Below are 16,162 nucleotides of genomic sequence, written 5' to 3'. Positions count from 1 at the left end.
CCGAGAGGCTTAACTATACAACGCTCAAGTGTTTTTGCTAAGACAAAGAAGCGAAGTAAAAACTAACTAAAGTAGACAGAGAAAGAGATTAATCAGAGCAGCTTGTTTCGAAATTTAAAGAATGAAGAAAATAGAGAAGTAAAGATAAAGTCATCAAAGGAATAATCTTGGCGGCGATAGTGCGGTGGTCCCACCTGACCCCATGCCGAACTCAGAAGTGAAACGCCGTAACGCCGATGGTAGTGTGGGGTATCCCCATGTGAGAGTAGGTCACCGCCAGGTAAGAGATAAAGAACCCCGAGTCTAGAGATAGGCTCGGGGTTTTGCTTTAAAGAAAAAAATCCGTTCAATGTATCCGGCTCTCAATCATCCTATTGGCGGAACACCTTTATATAGTGGATTAAAACAAGCCGCTTCTATGATTGATGGGGTTAACCGAGAGGCGTTTATTTTATTGATCAGTGATGGTATTGATACTTGCCAACAAGGTGACGTATGTCAATTAGCTAAGCATTTAGCGCGCACCAAACCTAAACTAAAAATAAATGTGGTTGATATTGGTCATGCAGAAGCGGCTAACTGTGCTGCTCGAGCAACGGGAGGTAAGGTATTTACGGCCAATAATCCATCACAAGTAACACAAATGATTAATCAAGCGATCAAACCGATGGAAGTCGAAGAAGAGTGTAAATAAGTATTCTATTGGAGAGATAACGAGGTAGTAGGCATAGTAAATAAAGGTGTAATAAACTAGTTTGTTTATTACACCTGCTTAAGTGTTAATCATTACCCTCTAGTAGGATAATCCCACCAGATATCAAATAATTCGCTTACTTCAATTTGTTGTAACCCATTATTTTCTAACCAGTTTTTTACTAAAGCGCGGTGAGATTCATCGCATTTTCCTAATTTTTCAAGGCAAACTAAACCTTCCCAATGTAAGTAGCCGCTACCCTCATAAGCCAAGCCGTTTGGTTTGATTACTTCAGTAATAAAACGGTCAACTGTGGTATCGATTTGCTCGACTGCAGTTCCTTCAGCAAATTGCCAGTTAACTAAGAAACCTAATTCTTGGAATTCTGCCAAGTGCATTTTTTTGCGTTGGCGTGCGTTACGTTTAATAGCCATAATATTCTCCTATTATGTATTGGTTAATCTTTTATAAAATACAAATCCCAAACACCATGCCCAAGTCGATGGCCACGAGCTTCAAACTTCGTTAGCGGACGAAAGTCGGGGCGCGGAATATAGTCGTTAGTTATCGATGTATTACGAATACCTACAGTATCTTGTACAGATTGTAACACTTCCAACATGTGTTCGGCATAATTTTCCCAGTCCGTAGCGAAATGAATAAATCCCCCAACAGCTAGTTTTTTTACTACTGCTTCCACAAAGTGCGGTTGAACAATACGGCGTTTATGATGTTTGGCTTTGTGCCAAGGATCTGGAAAATAAAGCTGTAGACCGCCAAGACTACCATCAGCAATACAATCACGTAGAATTTCAGTCGCATCATGACAAATAACACGTAAATTTTTTACGCCTTTTTCAATAGCATAAGCTAAGCAAGCACCTACTCCAGGGGTGTGTACTTCAATACCGAGATAGTTTTTATCAGGGTTTTGTTCTGCCATTTCAACCAATGATTTTCCCATACCAAACCCAATTTCTAGTACCACAGGGTTGGTATTGCCGTAGATCTTTTCAAAATCAAAATGTTTCATCTGATGATCTAAACCGTAGTCTGCCCAATTTTCATTCATCATATTACGTTGGAATTCGCTTAAACGCCCTGTGCGCAGTACAAAACTACGAATTTTACGTTTGTAACGTCCATCTTCGGTAAATTCTGCGGTTTCTACGGTTTTACGTTTTTTATCTGCAAAGGTTTGTTTCTGTTCAGTCATATTTTCGATAGCCAAAATTAAATCAGCGTGAATTATAAGGCGTTATTATGCTAAAATCCATGCTCATTTTTAACTGCACTTAAGTTCTGTATGCAAGCAATATCTTCCGCTTCAGCCCCCTTTGCCCATAGCGTTTTAACTTGGTTTGATCAGTTTGGGCGCAAACATTTACCTTGGCAACAAAATAAGACACTTTATAGCGTTTGGTTATCGGAAGTCATGTTACAGCAAACCCAAGTGGCAACAGTTGTTCCTTATTTTGAACGCTTTATCAAAACATTTCCTACTATCACTGCACTTGCTAATGCAGAACAAGATGAAGTGTTGCATTTATGGACGGGCTTAGGCTATTACGCACGAGCACGCAATTTACATAAGGCCGCACAACAAATTCGAGATGAATTTAATGGCGAATTTCCGACGCAATTTGAACAGGTTTTAGCCTTATCAGGTGTTGGGCGGAGCACGGCTGGAGCAATTTTATCTTCTGTGCTTGCACAACCTTATCCTATTTTAGACGGCAATGTGAAACGTGTATTATCGCGTTACTTTTGTGTCGAAGGTTGGGCGGGTGAGAAAAAAGTGGAAAATCACCTTTGGGTGTTAAGTGCGGAAGTGACCCCCCGGGATCGTACGGCTGATTTTAACCAAGCAATGATGGATATTGGGGCTTTAGTTTGTACCAGAACAAAACCTAAATGTGATATTTGCCCTTTAAAGCTAAAGTGCGGTGCAAATTTAACGCATTCTTGGGGGAATTTTCCTGCTAAAAAAACGAAGAGAACATTACCTGAACGAAAAAGTTACTTTCTGATTTTGGCTCAGAATAACAAAGTGGCTTTGGAGCAACGACCAAGTTCAGGACTTTGGGGGGGATTATATTGTTTTCCTCAATTTGAAACGAAAGAGGCGTTAATCGCTGAGTTACGCAAGCAAGGGATTAGACAATATCAGGAGTGGACGATTTTTCGGCATACGTTTAGTCATTTTCATTTGGATATTTATCCCATCTATGCGGAACTTGCTTGCGATAATTTTGACCAAGATCGTTGCGATTGGAAAAAAATTGAAGAAATTCAGATGGAATATCAATCTTCAGTACAAAGTGCGGTTAAATATTGGTATGATCCGCAAAATCCCGAGCCTATTGGCTTGGCTACGCCAGTTAAAAATTTGCTATTAGAATTTCAAAAAGGACATCAGAATGGCTAGAACAGTATTTTGTACCTATTTAAAACAAGAATCTGAAGGCTTGGATTTTCAGCTTTATCCAGGGGAATTGGGCAAACGTATTTTTAATCATATCAGCAAACAAGCTTGGGGTGAGTGGTTGAAAAAACAAACAATGTTGGTGAATGAAAAAAAATTAAATATGATGAACGCAGAGCATCGCCAATTATTAGAAACGGAAATGATCAATTTTCTTTTTGAAGGGAAAGAAGTGCATATTGATGGTTATATACCACCGGCAGAATAATTGAGTGTAAATAATGAAGCTGAATTTAAGAAAATTATTAGTGTTGGCGATTTTGCCATTTTTGTATGCTTGTTCGTCAAGTACTACTGAATTGGATGATGTATTTTCAAAAGATACTCATGGATTGGATATATTAACGGGGCAATTTTCACAAAACATTGATCAAATTTGGGGGGTCAATGAGTTACTCGTTGCAAGCCGTCAAGACTATGTGAAATACACGGATAGTTATTATACGCGCAGTCATATTAGTTTTGATGACGGTCGAATTGTCATTGAAACCTTAGCTGATGCTAGCCGTTTGCATAGTGCAATCGTGCATACATTATTAATGGGATCTGATGCGAAAGGGATCGATTTATTTGCTTCTGGTGATACCCCTATTAGTAGTCGTCCATTCTTAGTTGGACAGGTTGTCAATAATTTTGGTCAGTCTATTACCGATGTGAATATTGCCAATAATTTTGCGACTTATTTGATTCAAAATAAATTGCAACAGCGCCGTTTGTCAAATGGGCGTACAGTGCAATTTGTGGCAATTCAAATGATTGCAAACCATGTTAATGTTCGTGCTCGTAAATATTTACCTTATGTCCGTAAATCTTCTCGCCAATATGGTATTGATGAAAGTTTGATTTTAGGTATTATGCAAACAGAATCGAGTTTCAACCCTTATGCGATTAGTTATGCTAATGCAATGGGATTAATGCAAGTTGTTCCTCATACAGCTGGTCGAGATGTCTTCAAAATGAAAGGTCGTAGTGGGCAGCCAAATAAATCTTATTTATTTGATCCTGAGAAGAATATTGATGCAGGTGTATCTTATCTGTGGCTGTTAAGAAATGAATATCTTGCTGGTATTGAAAACCCAACATCTATGCGTTATGCCATGATTTCTGCTTACAATAGTGGCGCAGGTGCGGTGTTGCGTGTCTTTAGTAATGACTTGGAAGAAGCGATTGAGATCATTAACCGAATGCAACCGGAGCAAGTTTATCGCATATTAACTACAAGCCATCCGTCAGCACAAGCACGCAATTATTTGGTCAAAGTAGATAAAGCTCAACGAGGTTATCGTAGGGCGCAGTAATTTGTATTAAAAAATCCTTATGATGAAAATTGTAAGGATTTTTTTGTGGCTAAAATTTGCATAAAGAATGAAAAAATAGCGTTTTTCTTGGGTGTTTTGTATTCATTCTGAATATTAAACAAGCAAACAATTAGAAAATTGAAATTTTTTGAAAATAACTGTTGACCACTCATGTTAAATCCTTATAATACGCCACGTGTTAACGCGATAGCGTAACGCCTCGATAGCTCAGTCGGTAGAGCAGGGGATTGAAAATCCCCGTGTCGGTGGTTCGATTCCGCCTCGAGGCACCATCAATTCCTCCTTAGTTCAGTCGGTAGAACGGTGGACTGTTAATCCATATGTCGCAGGTTCGAGTCCCGCAGGAGGAGCCATATTAAGAAGCCCTGATAACGAAAGTTATCAGGGTTTTGCTTTTTTGTCTATTACACCTATGAAATTAAAAAAGGATGCATAAACATCCTTTTAGTCATACTTATGTTTATTTTGCCAACCCTAGTTGCCCAATCTTGACGCCTAAATTGCCTAATGAAACAGGATCTAAATAATCCGCCAAGAAAATAAAGAGTTCATTTAAATCAGTAAAAGTGCGGTGAATTTTCACTTCGTTTTCCACTTTACGCGTAAATTCATATTGCACATTGTCGCCATGAATATGCGCTTCCAGAGTGATGTAAATAGTTTCAAAAAAGTGGCTGGTAGCCCCTTCTTCACCTGGGTCACTAATGCGCACATTCCAGTTATTATTATATAAAAGTTCTGTTTTTACTGACATAATTACCTCTAATGTATTGTTGTATTCACTGTTAAAAACCCGATTATAAAATCTCTCAAAACAGATATTTTATGATCGGGCTTTTCAAAATAGCGATGGTTATGCTTCGCTTTACGCTGATAACTACCTTTTCCTTTTAATTTTTTCTCAACACGATGACGAAATAATCGATCGTGCAATAACGCTTGAATCGCATTATCTTTAATTTCACCACGAGTATGCTGATAAGTGGTATTGCCTTGCATGTGGGAAATATCAAGGCGCATTGTTTTTTGTTTTGCCATAGTTTCCTCCAAATAAACGGCGCTCATTATATATGTAATTCCCAAGAATTTTAACTTATAATCAATAAAAATTTTGATTGAGAGATATTTAAGATGATTGATTTATTCAAAAGTTGGTATGAACGCCGCTTTAGCGATCCACAAGCAATGAGCTTAGCCGCGATTCTGCTCTTTGGCTTTGTGGCTATTTACTTCTTCAGCGATCTAATCGCCCCATTACTGATTGCCATTGTGCTTGCTTATTTATTGGAAATGCCCATTAAATTTTTGCATCAACGCCTTAAAATGCCGCGTATGCTCGCAGTGGCCTTAATGCTGGGCGGCTTTATTGCTTTAGTGCTAACCATTGTGCTGGGGCTGATGCCAAGTTTAGTCAACCAAACAATCAAATTACTCAGCGATTTACCGAATATGTTTAACCGTTTTCATGCCTGGATGGCAACCTTGCCTGAGAGCTATCCTGAATTAGTGGATTACCAAATGGTTGAAAGCATTTTTAGTGCAACACGTGAAAAAATCTTACTGTTTGGTGAAAGCGTGGTGAAATTTTCCTTAAGTTCCATTATGAATTTGGTCACTATCGGCATTTACGCCTTTCTCGTTCCCTTGATGATGTTCTTTATGTTAAAAGATAAAGAGATATTAATCGGCTCATTAGTGCGTTTTTTACCGAAAAATCGCATGTTAGCCTTCAATGTTTGGGAAGAAATGCAACAACAAATTGCAAATTATATTCGTGGTAAATTGCTTGAAATCGCGATTGTGACCGTAGTGACGTATATCATTTTCTTATTCTTTGGCTTGAATTATGCGCTCTTATTAGCGGTGGCAGTAGGGCTCTCTGTCCTGATTCCTTACGTAGGCGCAGTACTCGTCACTATCCCCGTTGTTGCCCTTGCTCTCGCCCAATTTGGCGATCATTCTACATTTTGGTATTTGCTCATTGCCTATGTGGTGTCCCAATTGCTGGACGGTAACTTACTCGTTCCATTCTTATTTTCCGAAGCGGTTAACTTACACCCCTTAACTATCATTGTTGCCGTCCTGATTTTTGGCGGATTATGGGGCTTCTGGGGCGTATTTTTTGCTATTCCTTTGGCAACGTTAGTGAAAGCGGTGGTGAATGCGTGGCCTGATAGTATGGAAAATAGAACAGTTTAGTTTTATTTTAGGCTGATTTTTGAAGTGCGGTTGAAATTAACCGCACTTTTTTTATGAGCATTTGTAAGAGAATTATTTGGCAAGTTGATTGATATGGAGAGTATAATGAGATGACCGTTTTGACCGAATTGACGTGAGGTTTTTATGCAAAAACGTGAAGAAATGATTTTGCAACGAATTAATACACTGGGCAATGTTTCGGTAGCGGCATTAGCCGCAGACTTTTCTGTTTCAGTGGAAACTATTCGCCGAGATTTGAATTCGTTGGCACAACGTGGGTTGATTTATCGTACCCATGGCGGCGCAGCGGGTGTAAAAGCACGAGATATTGGACGCTCTTTTCAAACTCGCCAACGAACCAATGCAGAGATCAAACGTATGATTACGTTAAACGCCATAGATTATGTTTTTGAAGGCTCTGTAATTGGTTTAGATGCCAGTTCAACCAGCTGGCATTTCGCGCAACAAATACCCGATATTCCTTGTACCGTTGTCACGAATTCTATGCACAACATCACGGCATTAGTGAATAAACCTAATATTAGAACCATTGCAACTGGTGGTGTCTATTCCAGTAAATATGATGCTTTTTATGGGCCATTATCTGAAAAATTATTAGAACGTTTGCATATTGATATTGGGATTTTTTCTTGTACCGGCATAGATAGCCAAGGCAAAATTTGGGAGAGTAATGAAGTAAATGCCTCTTTAAAACGAAAAATGCTGGATGCTTCAGGGCAGAAAATTCTGATTGCGGATAGTTCTAAATTTGAAAAGAAAAATTTGATTTTATTAGGGGAACTTTCACAAATGGATGTGATTTCAACAGATAAACCCCTTCCTTATGAGTTAGAAAAGTATTGTCATGAATACGATATTTTAGTTTTAACAGCATAATGAGATTGTACTAAATGCCCGATTTGTTTTATTTCTTGAACAAATCGGGCATTTCATATGTGTGTTTTTGACCGAAATATGTGATCTTTGTCACAAAAATCATGCAAAATTGAAAAAATATTAGGTTCTTTCTTTGTTGACGGTTAACAATATTCTCAAGCAGTACAGAGTACTAACAATCTTGTTAGCTGAGTAATCAATCATTAAGAAGGAATAAGTCTATGATTAAATCAACTCCGATTAGAATTGGTATCCGCCCAACCATTGATGGTCGCCGTATGGGAGTTCGTGAATCTTTAGAAGAGCAAACCATGAATATGGCGAAGTCTGTTGCAGAATTATTACAAACGCATATTCGTCATACAGATGGCTCTTTTGTGGAATGTGTGATTGCTGATACTTGTATCGGTGGTGTCGCAGAAGCGGCTGCCTGTGCTGAAAAATTTAAATTAGCCAATGTGGGGGCGGTCATTACAGTGACGCCTTGTTGGTGCTATGGTTCTGAAACCATCGATATGGATCCCCATATGCCGAAAGCCATTTGGGGATTTAACGGTACCGAACGCCCAGGCGCCGTTTATTTAGCGGCAGCATTGGCAGGCCATTCACAACTTGGTTTACCTGCATTCTCTATTTATGGTACAGAAGTGCAAGAAGCAGACGACACAAGTATTCCTGCGGATGTACAAGAAAAATTATTGCGCTTTGCCCGTGCCGCACTCACGGTAGCAACCATTCGCGGTAAATCTTATCTTTCTATCGGTTCGGTTTCCATGGGGATTGCGGGATCTATTGTAAATCAACCGTTCTTCCAAGACTATCTTGGTATGCGTAACGAATATGTGGATATGACGGAAATCAAACGCCGTTTGGATCGCCATATTTATGATGAAGAAGAATTCAAATTAGCCTTTGACTGGGTGAAAGCACATTGCCCTGAAGGCGTTGATGTGAATACACCGGAACATCAACGTACACTGGCAGAACGTGAAGAACTTTGGGCAAATGTGGTGAAAATGACCATGATTGCCCGGGATTTAATGGTGGGTAATCCACGTCTTGCCGAGTTAGGTTTTGGGGAAGAAGCATTAGGTCACAATGCTATTGCTGCTGGTTTCCAAGGTCAACGTCATTGGACAGATCATTTACCAAATGGCGATTTTATGGAAGCCATGCTTAACTCAACTTATGACTGGAATGGTGTACGTCCGCCTTATATTCTCGCCACCGAAAATGACTCACTCAACGGCGTATGTATGCTATTAGGTCATCAACTCACCGGACAAGCGCAAGTCTTTGCGGATGTGCGTACTTATTGGAGCCAAGATTCTGTTGAACGTGTCACCGGATTCCGTCCTGAAAGTGGTTTTATCCATTTAATCAACTCAGGATCCGCTGCATTAGACGGTAGCGGTCAGCATCATTATGCGGATGGTAAACCAACCATTAAACCGGCATGGGATGTAACCCCAGAAGATGGCGAACGTTGTTTAGCGAATACCAAATGGTGTCCTGCGGTGCATGAATATTTCCGTGGTGGTGGCTATTCTTCTCAATTTGTCACCAAAGGCGGTATGCCGTTTACGATGCACCGTTTAAATATCATCAAAGGTTTAGGCCCTGTTTTACAAATCGCAGAAGGGTGGTCAATTGAATTACCTGAAGACGTCCATGAAACCTTAATGAAACGGACGAATGAAACCTGGCCTTGCACTTGGTTTGTACCACGTTTAACAGGCAAAGGCGCCTTTACCGATGTGTATTCTGTGATGGCGAACTGGGGCGCAAATCACTGTGTGGCGACTTATGGTCATATTGGTGCAGATCTCATTACCTTAGCGTCTATGTTGCGGATTCCGGTTTGTATGCACAACGTGGATGATCAACAAGTATTCCGCCCAAGTGCATGGAGTGGTTTTGGTCAAGATAAAGAAGGTCAAGATTACCGTGCTTGCGAGAATTTTGGGCCACTTTATAAATAACTTAACAACATAAGACGGTGGGCGAAGCTGCCCACCTATAAATCAAAAAAATCATCCATTTTTGACCGCACTTTCAAGGAGTCTAATATGAAATTAGCCCTAATTTTTGATTGTGGTGCTACCAATTTACGCACCATTGCCATGAATGAGAAAGGCGAAATTATCGCAGCACATCACCTTGCGAATAATACGCAAACAGGTACAGAAAGCCCGGATTACCATATTTGGGATTTTGATGAAATTTGGTCAAAACTCACCTTGTGTGCGGAACAAACCTTAAGCGCCTTAAAAGCAAAAGAGATTGATCTTGCCAATATTGTGGGTATCGGAGTGACCACCTTTGGTGTGGACGGTGCGCCTTTTGATCAACAGGGCAATCAGCTTTATCCCATTATTTCGTGGAAATGCCCGCGTACATTGCCAGTTATGCAAAAGCTCGACCATTATTTTGATGTAAAAGCCTTATATGAACGCAATGGCATTGGGCAATACAGTTTCAATACCTTATTTAAACTTATTTGGCTCAAAGAAAATCAGCCGGAGATTTTTGCGCAAATGGATAAATGGGTATTTATTTCTTCCATGCTCACTTACCGTTTAACAGGGGAATTGACCACGGATCGCACCATGGCGGGGACATCGATGATGACCCATTTGCAAGCCAATGATTGGGATGTGGAGGTGCTTTCTAAATTAGGATTAACCCATTCTCATTTTCCACCAATGAAAAGCGCGGGCGAAAAAATAGGTGTTTTACAGACCGCACTTTGTGAACAATTTGGGTTAAATCCTATTCCTGTAATTTCCTGTGGTCATGATACCCAATTTGCCGTTTTTGGTTCAGGCGCAGCGTTAAATCAACCGGTGTTAAGTTCGGGTACATGGGAAATTCTGATGGCTCGTACACAACAAGCAGAACCACATTTTGAATTTGTGCCACAAGGTTTAACCACAGAATTTGACGCGCAATCGCAAACTTATAATCCGGCGGTGCAGTGGGTGGGGTCAGGCATTATGGAATGGATCGGTAAATTGTTGTTTGCCGATGTGGCAGGAACGGATCGTTATTATTCCACCATGATTGCGGAAGGTGAAGCACAGCCGGCAGGCGCGGGCGGTATTTCCTTACAAGGCGTATTTAATTCTGATCACCACAGCGGCGTAGGGCAAATTGTCGGGCTTTCTATGCACAGCCAACGGGGGCAAATTTACCGTGCCGCATTGGAATATATGGCTTACCAACTAAAACAAGGATTGGATGTGCTTGAGCAAGTTAGTCATTTCAAAGCGAAAAGCCTAATTTGTGTGGGTGGCGGTTCAAAAAATCGGTTATGGAATCAAATTCGCGCGGATGTTTTAGGCTTGCCGATTGATGTGGTCGATGTGGCAGAAAGTACGGTGTTAGGTGCCGCGATGTTCGTGTTTGCAGGCGTTGGCGTGTATGCCAATGCAGAACAAGCACAGCAAGCCATGCAAGCGGCTAAAAAACGCATAATGCCATCAGAAAATACCGCAATTTACACCGCACTTTTACAACAAAATTAACAAGGAGCGAAAAATGTTAAAAGGTATTCATCCGGCGATTTCGCCTGAATTATTAAAAGTGCTCGCCGAAATGGGACATGGCGATGAACTTGTCTTATCGGACGCTCATTTCCCTGCACATCAACTTCATCATCGCGTCATTCGCGCAGACGGAATTGGTGTTGCCACTTTGTTGGAAGGGATTAGCCCATTGTTTGAATATGACGCTTATGTGGATGCGCCGTTGATCATGATGCAAGCCGTAGAAGGCGACAGCTTGGATCCTACCGTAGAAGAACGCTATCTTGCCGCGATTAAAAGTGCGGTGGGAAATGTACCAAATTTACAACGTATTGAACGTTTCGCTTTTTATGATCGCGCTAAAACGGCTTATGCCGTGGTGATTACAGGCGAATTGGCAAAATACGGCAATATTATTATTAAAAAAGGTGTGACACCTGTGAAATAAGGAATCTACTATGAATCGTAAAGAACTCTCTCGTCAAATTATTTCTACTTGTTTAGAAATGACTAAACTCGGTTTAAATCAAGGAACTGCAGGAAATGTGAGCGTGCGTTATCAAGACGGTATGCTTATTACCCCAACGGGTACACCTTATGAAGAAATGACCGAAGATTCTATTGTTTATGTCGATAAAAACGGGCAACACGAAGATGGCAAATTGCCGTCCAGTGAATGGCAATTCCATTTAGCCGTATATGAAGCTCGTCCTGAAATGGACGCTGTTGTACATAATCATTCACGTAATTGTGCCGCGGTTTCGATTCTTGGGGAAGCGATTCCTGCCATTCACTATATGATTGCTTGTACGGGAACCGATCATATTCCATGTGTTCCTTATGCCACTTTTGGTACTCACCAACTCGCGGATTATGTACGTGATGGTATTAAACAAAGTAAAGCTATTTTATTGGCTCACCACGGCTTAATTACAACCGATAAAACCTTAGACAAAGCGTTGCATATCGCTCATGAAGTGGAAGTTATTTCAGAATGGTATCTGAAATTATTAGCTACAGGTAAACCGATTCCAGTGTTATCCCAAGATGAAATGCGTTTTGTGTTAGAGAAATTCAAGTCTTACGGGTCTTGGGTCGAAGAAAAATGAGAATGTGTTGCAAATGACAGGTTAAACGTTTAGAAGGAATATTCTATGAGTGCTAAAGTGCTTGAGAAAAAATTTATTGTCCCCTTTATTTTAATTACATCGTTGTTTGCGTTGTGGGGATTTGCGAATGATATTACTAATCCGATGGTGGCAGTGTTCCAAACGGTCATGGAAATTCCAGCCTCTGAAGCGGCATTAGTGCAATTTGCTTTCTATGGTGGCTACGGAACAATGGCGATTCCAGCGGCATTATTTGCTAGTCGTTATAGTTATAAAGCGGGTGTTTTATTAGGTTTAGCGTTGTATGCGGTCGGGGCATTCTTATTTATTCCTGCTGCAATGTTTGAGCAATTCTCGTTCTTCCTATGGTCGCTTTATATTCTCACCTTTGGTCTAGCGTTCCTTGAAACAACAGCGAACCCTTATATTTTATCTATGGGTGATCCAAGTACAGCTACGCGTAGATTGAATTTTGCGCAATCCTTTAACCCATTAGGATCGATTACGGGAATGTTTGTTGCATCGCAAATTGTTTTAACTAACCTTGATTCCGAAAAACGTGATGCGGCAGGTAATCTTATTTTTAATACCTTGTCTGCGGCTGAGAAAGCTGTAGTTAAAACCCATGATTTGGCGATGATTCGCAACCCTTATGTGGTCATTGGATTAATTGTATTGGCGGTGTTTATCATTATTGCACTTTATAAAATGCCTGCGACAAAAACAGATGAAGCAGGATATATTTCGCCGAAAGACGCGTTTAAACGCTTAATTGTTAATGTGAGATACCGTGAAGGCGTCATTGCGCAAGTATTTTATGTCGGCGTGCAAATTATGTGTTGGACATTTATTATTCAATATGCTGAACGTATTGGTCTTACTAAAGCCGAAGCGCAAAACTGGAATATTGTTGCGATGGCACTATTTATCTGTAGCCGTTTTATTAGTACAGCTGTGATGAAATTTTTAAAAGCGGAAGTGATGTTATTCTTGTTTGCCGTTGGCGGTTTCTTCAGTATCTTGGGTGTAATGTTTATTGATGGCATCGTGGGACTTTACTGTTTAGTTTTAACATCTGTATTTATGTCACTGATGTTCCCAACTATTTATGGTATTGCCTTGGATGGACAGCGAGAAGAATCTGCTTTAGGTGCGGCCGGTTTAGTTATGGCGATCGTGGGTGGTGCATTAATGCCACCATTGCAAGGTATGATTATTGACCAAGGTGTTGTGGCAGGCATGCCGGCAGTGAACTTCTCATTTGTTCTTCCACTCATCTGTTTCATTGTTATCGCTATCTATGGATTCAGATGCTGGAAAGTGTTGAAATAATTATCTTAAAAGTGCGGTCGTTTGGCGGCACTTTTTATTTGTTCATTATATGAAGTAAGGAGAATATATTATGGCAAATCGAATGATCCTTAATGAAACCAGTTACCACGGTTCTGGTGCCGTGCAGAATGTGGTTACCGAGGCGCAACGTCGTGGGTTTAAAAAAGCACTTGTCGTCACTGACAAGGATTTAGTGAAATTTAAAGTAGCGGAAAAAGTTACCACACTTTTGGAACAAGCTAATTTGGATTATGTGCTTTTTGATGAAGTTAAAGCGAATCCTAGTGTGGATATTATTAAACAAGGTGTGGAAACCTTTAAACAAGTTGGCGCAGACTATTTAATCGCCATTGGTGGTGGTTCACCAATTGATAGTGCGAAAGCCATTGGGATTATTATTAATAACCCCGAATTTTCCGATGTACTTTCTCTTGAAGGTGTGGCGCCAACTAAAAATAAATGTGTGCCTATTATTGCGGTGACGACAACGGCAGGTACTGCAGCAGAAGTGACCATTAATTATGTGATTACCGATGAAGCCAAAAAACGTAAATTTGTTTGTGTGGATGTGAATGATATTCCTGTTGTCGCTATTGTTGATCCCGATATGATGTCATCGATGCCAAAAGGATTAACGGCAGCAACGGGAATGGATGCTTTGACCCATGCTATCGAAGGCTATATCACAAAAGGTGCTTGGGAGTTAACGGATGCATTACATTTGAAAGCCATCGAGATTATTTCTCGTAGCCTACGTGGGGCAGTAGAAAATACGCCGGAAGGACGTGCAGGTATGGCATTGGGGCAATATGTCGCGGGTATGGGCTTCTCAAATGTTGGGCTGGGTGTTGTGCATAGTATGGCTCATCCGCTTTCAGCCTATTATGATACGCCACATGGTATTGCGAATGCGGTGTTATTGCCTTATGTGATGGATTTTAATAAAGATTTTACCGGTGAAAAATATCGTGAAATCGCACGCGCTATGGGAGTTCAGGGTGTTGATCAAATGTCACCGGAAGAATATCGCAATGCGGCGGTGAATGCGGTAAAACAGCTTGCCAAAGATGTGGGTATTCCGGAAAAACTTTCTGCGATTGGGGTTCAGGAAGCGGATCTGCCGGCGTTATCAGTGGATGCTTTTAATGATGTGTGCACAGGCGGCAACCCGAGAGATTGCACTGCGGATGAAATTTTGGAAGTTTATAAAATCGCATTTTAGCGCTGATCGCTAATGTAACCTCATCCTATTTAAGTATTATGCGACAAATAAAATCAGGGCTTGATGGCGTATCAAGCCCTGATTTCTACAAATTCAACCACTTCTTCACCAAATCTTCATTGATTTCTTCTCGTGACCACATACTGCCAAATTCCGGGGTTGGAAATTTGCTGTGGTTGTAGCCCACTAAGCGTGTGAAATCAAAGGAAGCGTGTGGGTAGCCATTGATGAGCAAGAAAGCTTGGTTGCCGTCTTCTGTCCAACAGATTTGCAACTGGCGTGCTTCGTGTTTATTTTCGATGTCATTGCTGCTGTAAACAAACAAGCTATCAACCACAGGGCTTTCTTGATTGCGTAGATCTAAAGCATAGAAATAACCTGTTTCGCCATCATCTTCAAACATCACCACAAAATGATCGTGAACCGTAGAATGTGCGCCTTGGCGTTTTGCTTGACCGAGCAAATGTTTATCTTCTAAAACTAAATGTAACATTCGTTTTCCTTGTAAATAAGGTTGTAGAATTAGGATATAAAAACACCGCACTTTTTAAAAGTGCGGTGCGAATTTATTGCGTTTTAGAAAGCAAATTATGCTTGACCTTTAACCGCTTTTAAACCTAAGAACGGAGCCGGTGTACCTGCGCGTTCTAATGCTTCTTCGATACGGATTAATTGGTTGTATTTCGCAATACGGTCTGAACGGCTCATTGAACCGGTTTTGATTTGACCTGCTGCTGTACCCACCGCTAAATCAGCGATAGTTGCATCTTCGGTTTCACCTGAGCGGTGTGAAATAACCGCTGTGTAACCTGCATCTTTAGCCATTTTGATTGCTGCTAAAGTTTCAGTTAATGAACCGATTTGGTTGAATTTGATTAAGATTGAGTTTGCGATACCTTTTTCGATACCTTCTTTTAAGATTTTGGTGTTCGTTACGAATAAGTCATCACCCACTAATTGTACTTTGTCGCCAAGTACTTTAGTTTGGTATGCGAAACCTTCCCAGTCAGACTCATCTTGACCATCTTCGATAGACACGATTGGGTACTCTTTTGTTAAACCTTCGAGGTAGTGCGTAAATTCTTGAGAAGTGAATGATTTACCTTCACCTTTCATTTCGTATAAACCGTTTTCTTTGTTGTAGAACTCAGAAGATGCGCAGTCCATCGCTAAAGTGACATCTTTACCTAAAACGTAACCTGCTTTTTCTACTGCTTCTTTGATACATGCTAATGCTGCTGCGTTAGATTCAAGATTAGGCGCGAAACCACCTTCGTCACCAACCGCTGTGCTTAAACCTTTAGATTTTAATACTTTAGCAAGGTTGTGGAATACTTCAGCACCGATACGTAATGCTTCTTTTAATGTTTTAGCACCA

Annotated in this window: 17 protein-coding genes, 2 tRNA genes, 1 rRNA gene and 1 pseudogene; 15 read left to right on the top strand and 6 right to left on the bottom strand. The window is 40.6% G+C overall.

The genetic code is table 11. The features are described 5' to 3' along the window. Positions 1-166: 166 nt before the first annotated feature. Together rrf and Q0O89_RS08910 are read left to right on the top strand one after the other, a co-directional pair. Positions 167-282, top strand: a 5S ribosomal RNA gene (gene rrf, locus Q0O89_RS08915). A 67-nt stretch (positions 283-349) separates the two neighbouring features. Then, on the top strand, positions 350-694 hold the full coding sequence (locus Q0O89_RS08910) for a hypothetical protein (RefSeq protein ID WP_293731382.1): 345 nt from the start codon (positions 350-352) through the stop codon (positions 692-694). Positions 695-786: 92 nt separating this feature from the next. Here the strand turns inward: Q0O89_RS08910 and Q0O89_RS08905 are convergent, their stop codons facing one another. Both Q0O89_RS08905 and trmB read right to left on the bottom strand, forming a co-directional pair. Then, positions 787-1,128 (bottom strand): YggL family protein, encoded by a 342-nt coding sequence (locus Q0O89_RS08905; protein ID WP_293731381.1) that lies wholly within the window; start codon positions 1,126-1,128, stop codon positions 787-789. A gap of 23 nt (positions 1,129-1,151) precedes the next feature. Then, on the bottom strand, positions 1,152-1,910 hold the full coding sequence (trmB, locus tag Q0O89_RS08900; protein WP_293731380.1) for a tRNA (guanosine(46)-N7)-methyltransferase TrmB: 759 nt from the start codon (positions 1,908-1,910) through the stop codon (positions 1,152-1,154). A gap of 90 nt (positions 1,911-2,000) precedes the next feature. Between trmB and mutY the strand changes: the two genes are divergently transcribed. From mutY to Q0O89_RS08875, 5 genes are all read left to right on the top strand, one after another. Next, complete coding sequence (gene mutY / locus Q0O89_RS08895; protein WP_293731379.1) at positions 2,001-3,122, top strand: A/G-specific adenine glycosylase; 1,122 nt, start codon at positions 2,001-2,003, stop codon at positions 3,120-3,122. After that, complete coding sequence (locus Q0O89_RS08890) at positions 3,115-3,387, top strand: oxidative damage protection protein (protein WP_293731378.1); 273 nt, start codon at positions 3,115-3,117, stop codon at positions 3,385-3,387. The genes mutY and Q0O89_RS08890 overlap by 8 nt, the downstream gene beginning before the upstream one ends. A gap of 13 nt (positions 3,388-3,400) precedes the next feature. Then, positions 3,401-4,477: a membrane-bound lytic murein transglycosylase MltC gene (gene mltC / locus Q0O89_RS08885; protein WP_293731377.1), complete on the top strand. Its 1,077-nt coding sequence runs from the start codon at positions 3,401-3,403 to the stop codon at positions 4,475-4,477. Between the two features lie 217 nt (positions 4,478-4,694). Then, positions 4,695-4,770, top strand: a tRNA-Phe gene (locus Q0O89_RS08880). Between the two features lie 5 nt (positions 4,771-4,775). Beyond that, positions 4,776-4,851: transfer RNA gene (locus Q0O89_RS08875), tRNA-Asn, on the top strand. A gap of 107 nt (positions 4,852-4,958) precedes the next feature. Here the strand turns inward: Q0O89_RS08875 and Q0O89_RS08870 are convergent. Together Q0O89_RS08870 and Q0O89_RS08865 are read right to left on the bottom strand one after the other, a co-directional pair. After that, a complete protein-coding gene (locus Q0O89_RS08870; protein WP_273395753.1) occupies positions 4,959-5,252 on the bottom strand; it encodes a DUF5377 family protein in 294 nt (97 codons plus the stop codon). 8 nt (positions 5,253-5,260) lie between these two features. After that, positions 5,261-5,536: an alternative ribosome-rescue factor A gene (locus Q0O89_RS08865; RefSeq protein ID WP_273395755.1), complete on the bottom strand. Its 276-nt coding sequence runs from the start codon at positions 5,534-5,536 to the stop codon at positions 5,261-5,263. A gap of 93 nt (positions 5,537-5,629) precedes the next feature. Between Q0O89_RS08865 and Q0O89_RS08860 the strand changes: the two genes are divergently transcribed. From Q0O89_RS08860 to fucO, 8 genes are all read left to right on the top strand, one after another. Continuing rightward, positions 5,630-6,697 carry an AI-2E family transporter gene (locus Q0O89_RS08860; protein ID WP_293731376.1) on the top strand — a complete coding sequence of 356 codons (1,068 nt, stop codon included), beginning with the start codon at positions 5,630-5,632 and terminating at the stop codon, positions 6,695-6,697. A gap of 144 nt (positions 6,698-6,841) precedes the next feature. After that, on the top strand, positions 6,842-7,594 hold the full coding sequence (locus Q0O89_RS08855; RefSeq protein ID WP_135709025.1) for a DeoR/GlpR family DNA-binding transcription regulator: 753 nt from the start codon (positions 6,842-6,844) through the stop codon (positions 7,592-7,594). A 221-nt stretch (positions 7,595-7,815) separates the two neighbouring features. Further along, positions 7,816-9,576, top strand: coding sequence for an L-fucose isomerase (fucI, locus tag Q0O89_RS08850; protein WP_293731375.1), 1,761 nt, complete (start codon positions 7,816-7,818; stop codon positions 9,574-9,576). An 87-nt stretch (positions 9,577-9,663) separates the two neighbouring features. Next, the gene (fucK, locus tag Q0O89_RS08845; protein WP_293731374.1) at positions 9,664-11,121 is read left to right on the top strand and encodes an L-fuculokinase; all 1,458 of its coding nucleotides are present in this window, start codon (positions 9,664-9,666) and stop codon (positions 11,119-11,121) included. Positions 11,122-11,134: 13 nt separating this feature from the next. Beyond that, positions 11,135-11,569 (top strand): L-fucose mutarotase, encoded by a 435-nt coding sequence (gene fucU / locus Q0O89_RS08840; RefSeq protein WP_135709028.1) that lies wholly within the window; start codon positions 11,135-11,137, stop codon positions 11,567-11,569. A gap of 10 nt (positions 11,570-11,579) precedes the next feature. Then, positions 11,580-12,230 (top strand): L-fuculose-phosphate aldolase, encoded by a 651-nt coding sequence (locus Q0O89_RS08835; RefSeq protein WP_135709029.1) that lies wholly within the window; start codon positions 11,580-11,582, stop codon positions 12,228-12,230. Positions 12,231-12,275: 45 nt separating this feature from the next. Further along, positions 12,276-13,562 (top strand): L-fucose:H+ symporter permease, encoded by a 1,287-nt coding sequence (gene fucP, locus Q0O89_RS08830; RefSeq protein ID WP_276986017.1) that lies wholly within the window; start codon positions 12,276-12,278, stop codon positions 13,560-13,562. Between the two features lie 70 nt (positions 13,563-13,632). Continuing rightward, positions 13,633-14,784 carry a lactaldehyde reductase gene (gene fucO, locus Q0O89_RS08825; RefSeq protein WP_293731373.1) on the top strand — a complete coding sequence of 384 codons (1,152 nt, stop codon included), beginning with the start codon at positions 13,633-13,635 and terminating at the stop codon, positions 14,782-14,784. A gap of 85 nt (positions 14,785-14,869) precedes the next feature. Here the strand turns inward: fucO and Q0O89_RS08820 are convergent, their stop codons facing one another. Next, the gene (locus Q0O89_RS08820; RefSeq protein ID WP_273381856.1) at positions 14,870-15,277 is read right to left on the bottom strand and encodes a DUF2251 domain-containing protein; all 408 of its coding nucleotides are present in this window, start codon (positions 15,275-15,277) and stop codon (positions 14,870-14,872) included. Between the two features lie 95 nt (positions 15,278-15,372). Continuing rightward, a pseudogene (gene eno / locus Q0O89_RS08815) lies at positions 15,373-16,162 on the bottom strand (phosphopyruvate hydratase); the annotation flags it as partial.

Source organism: uncultured Actinobacillus sp., assembly GCF_945915845.1.
GTDB lineage: Bacteria > Pseudomonadota > Gammaproteobacteria > Enterobacterales > Pasteurellaceae > Exercitatus.
Note: the sequence above shows the minus strand (reverse complement) of the source record. Positions and strands in the feature narration are given on the sequence as shown.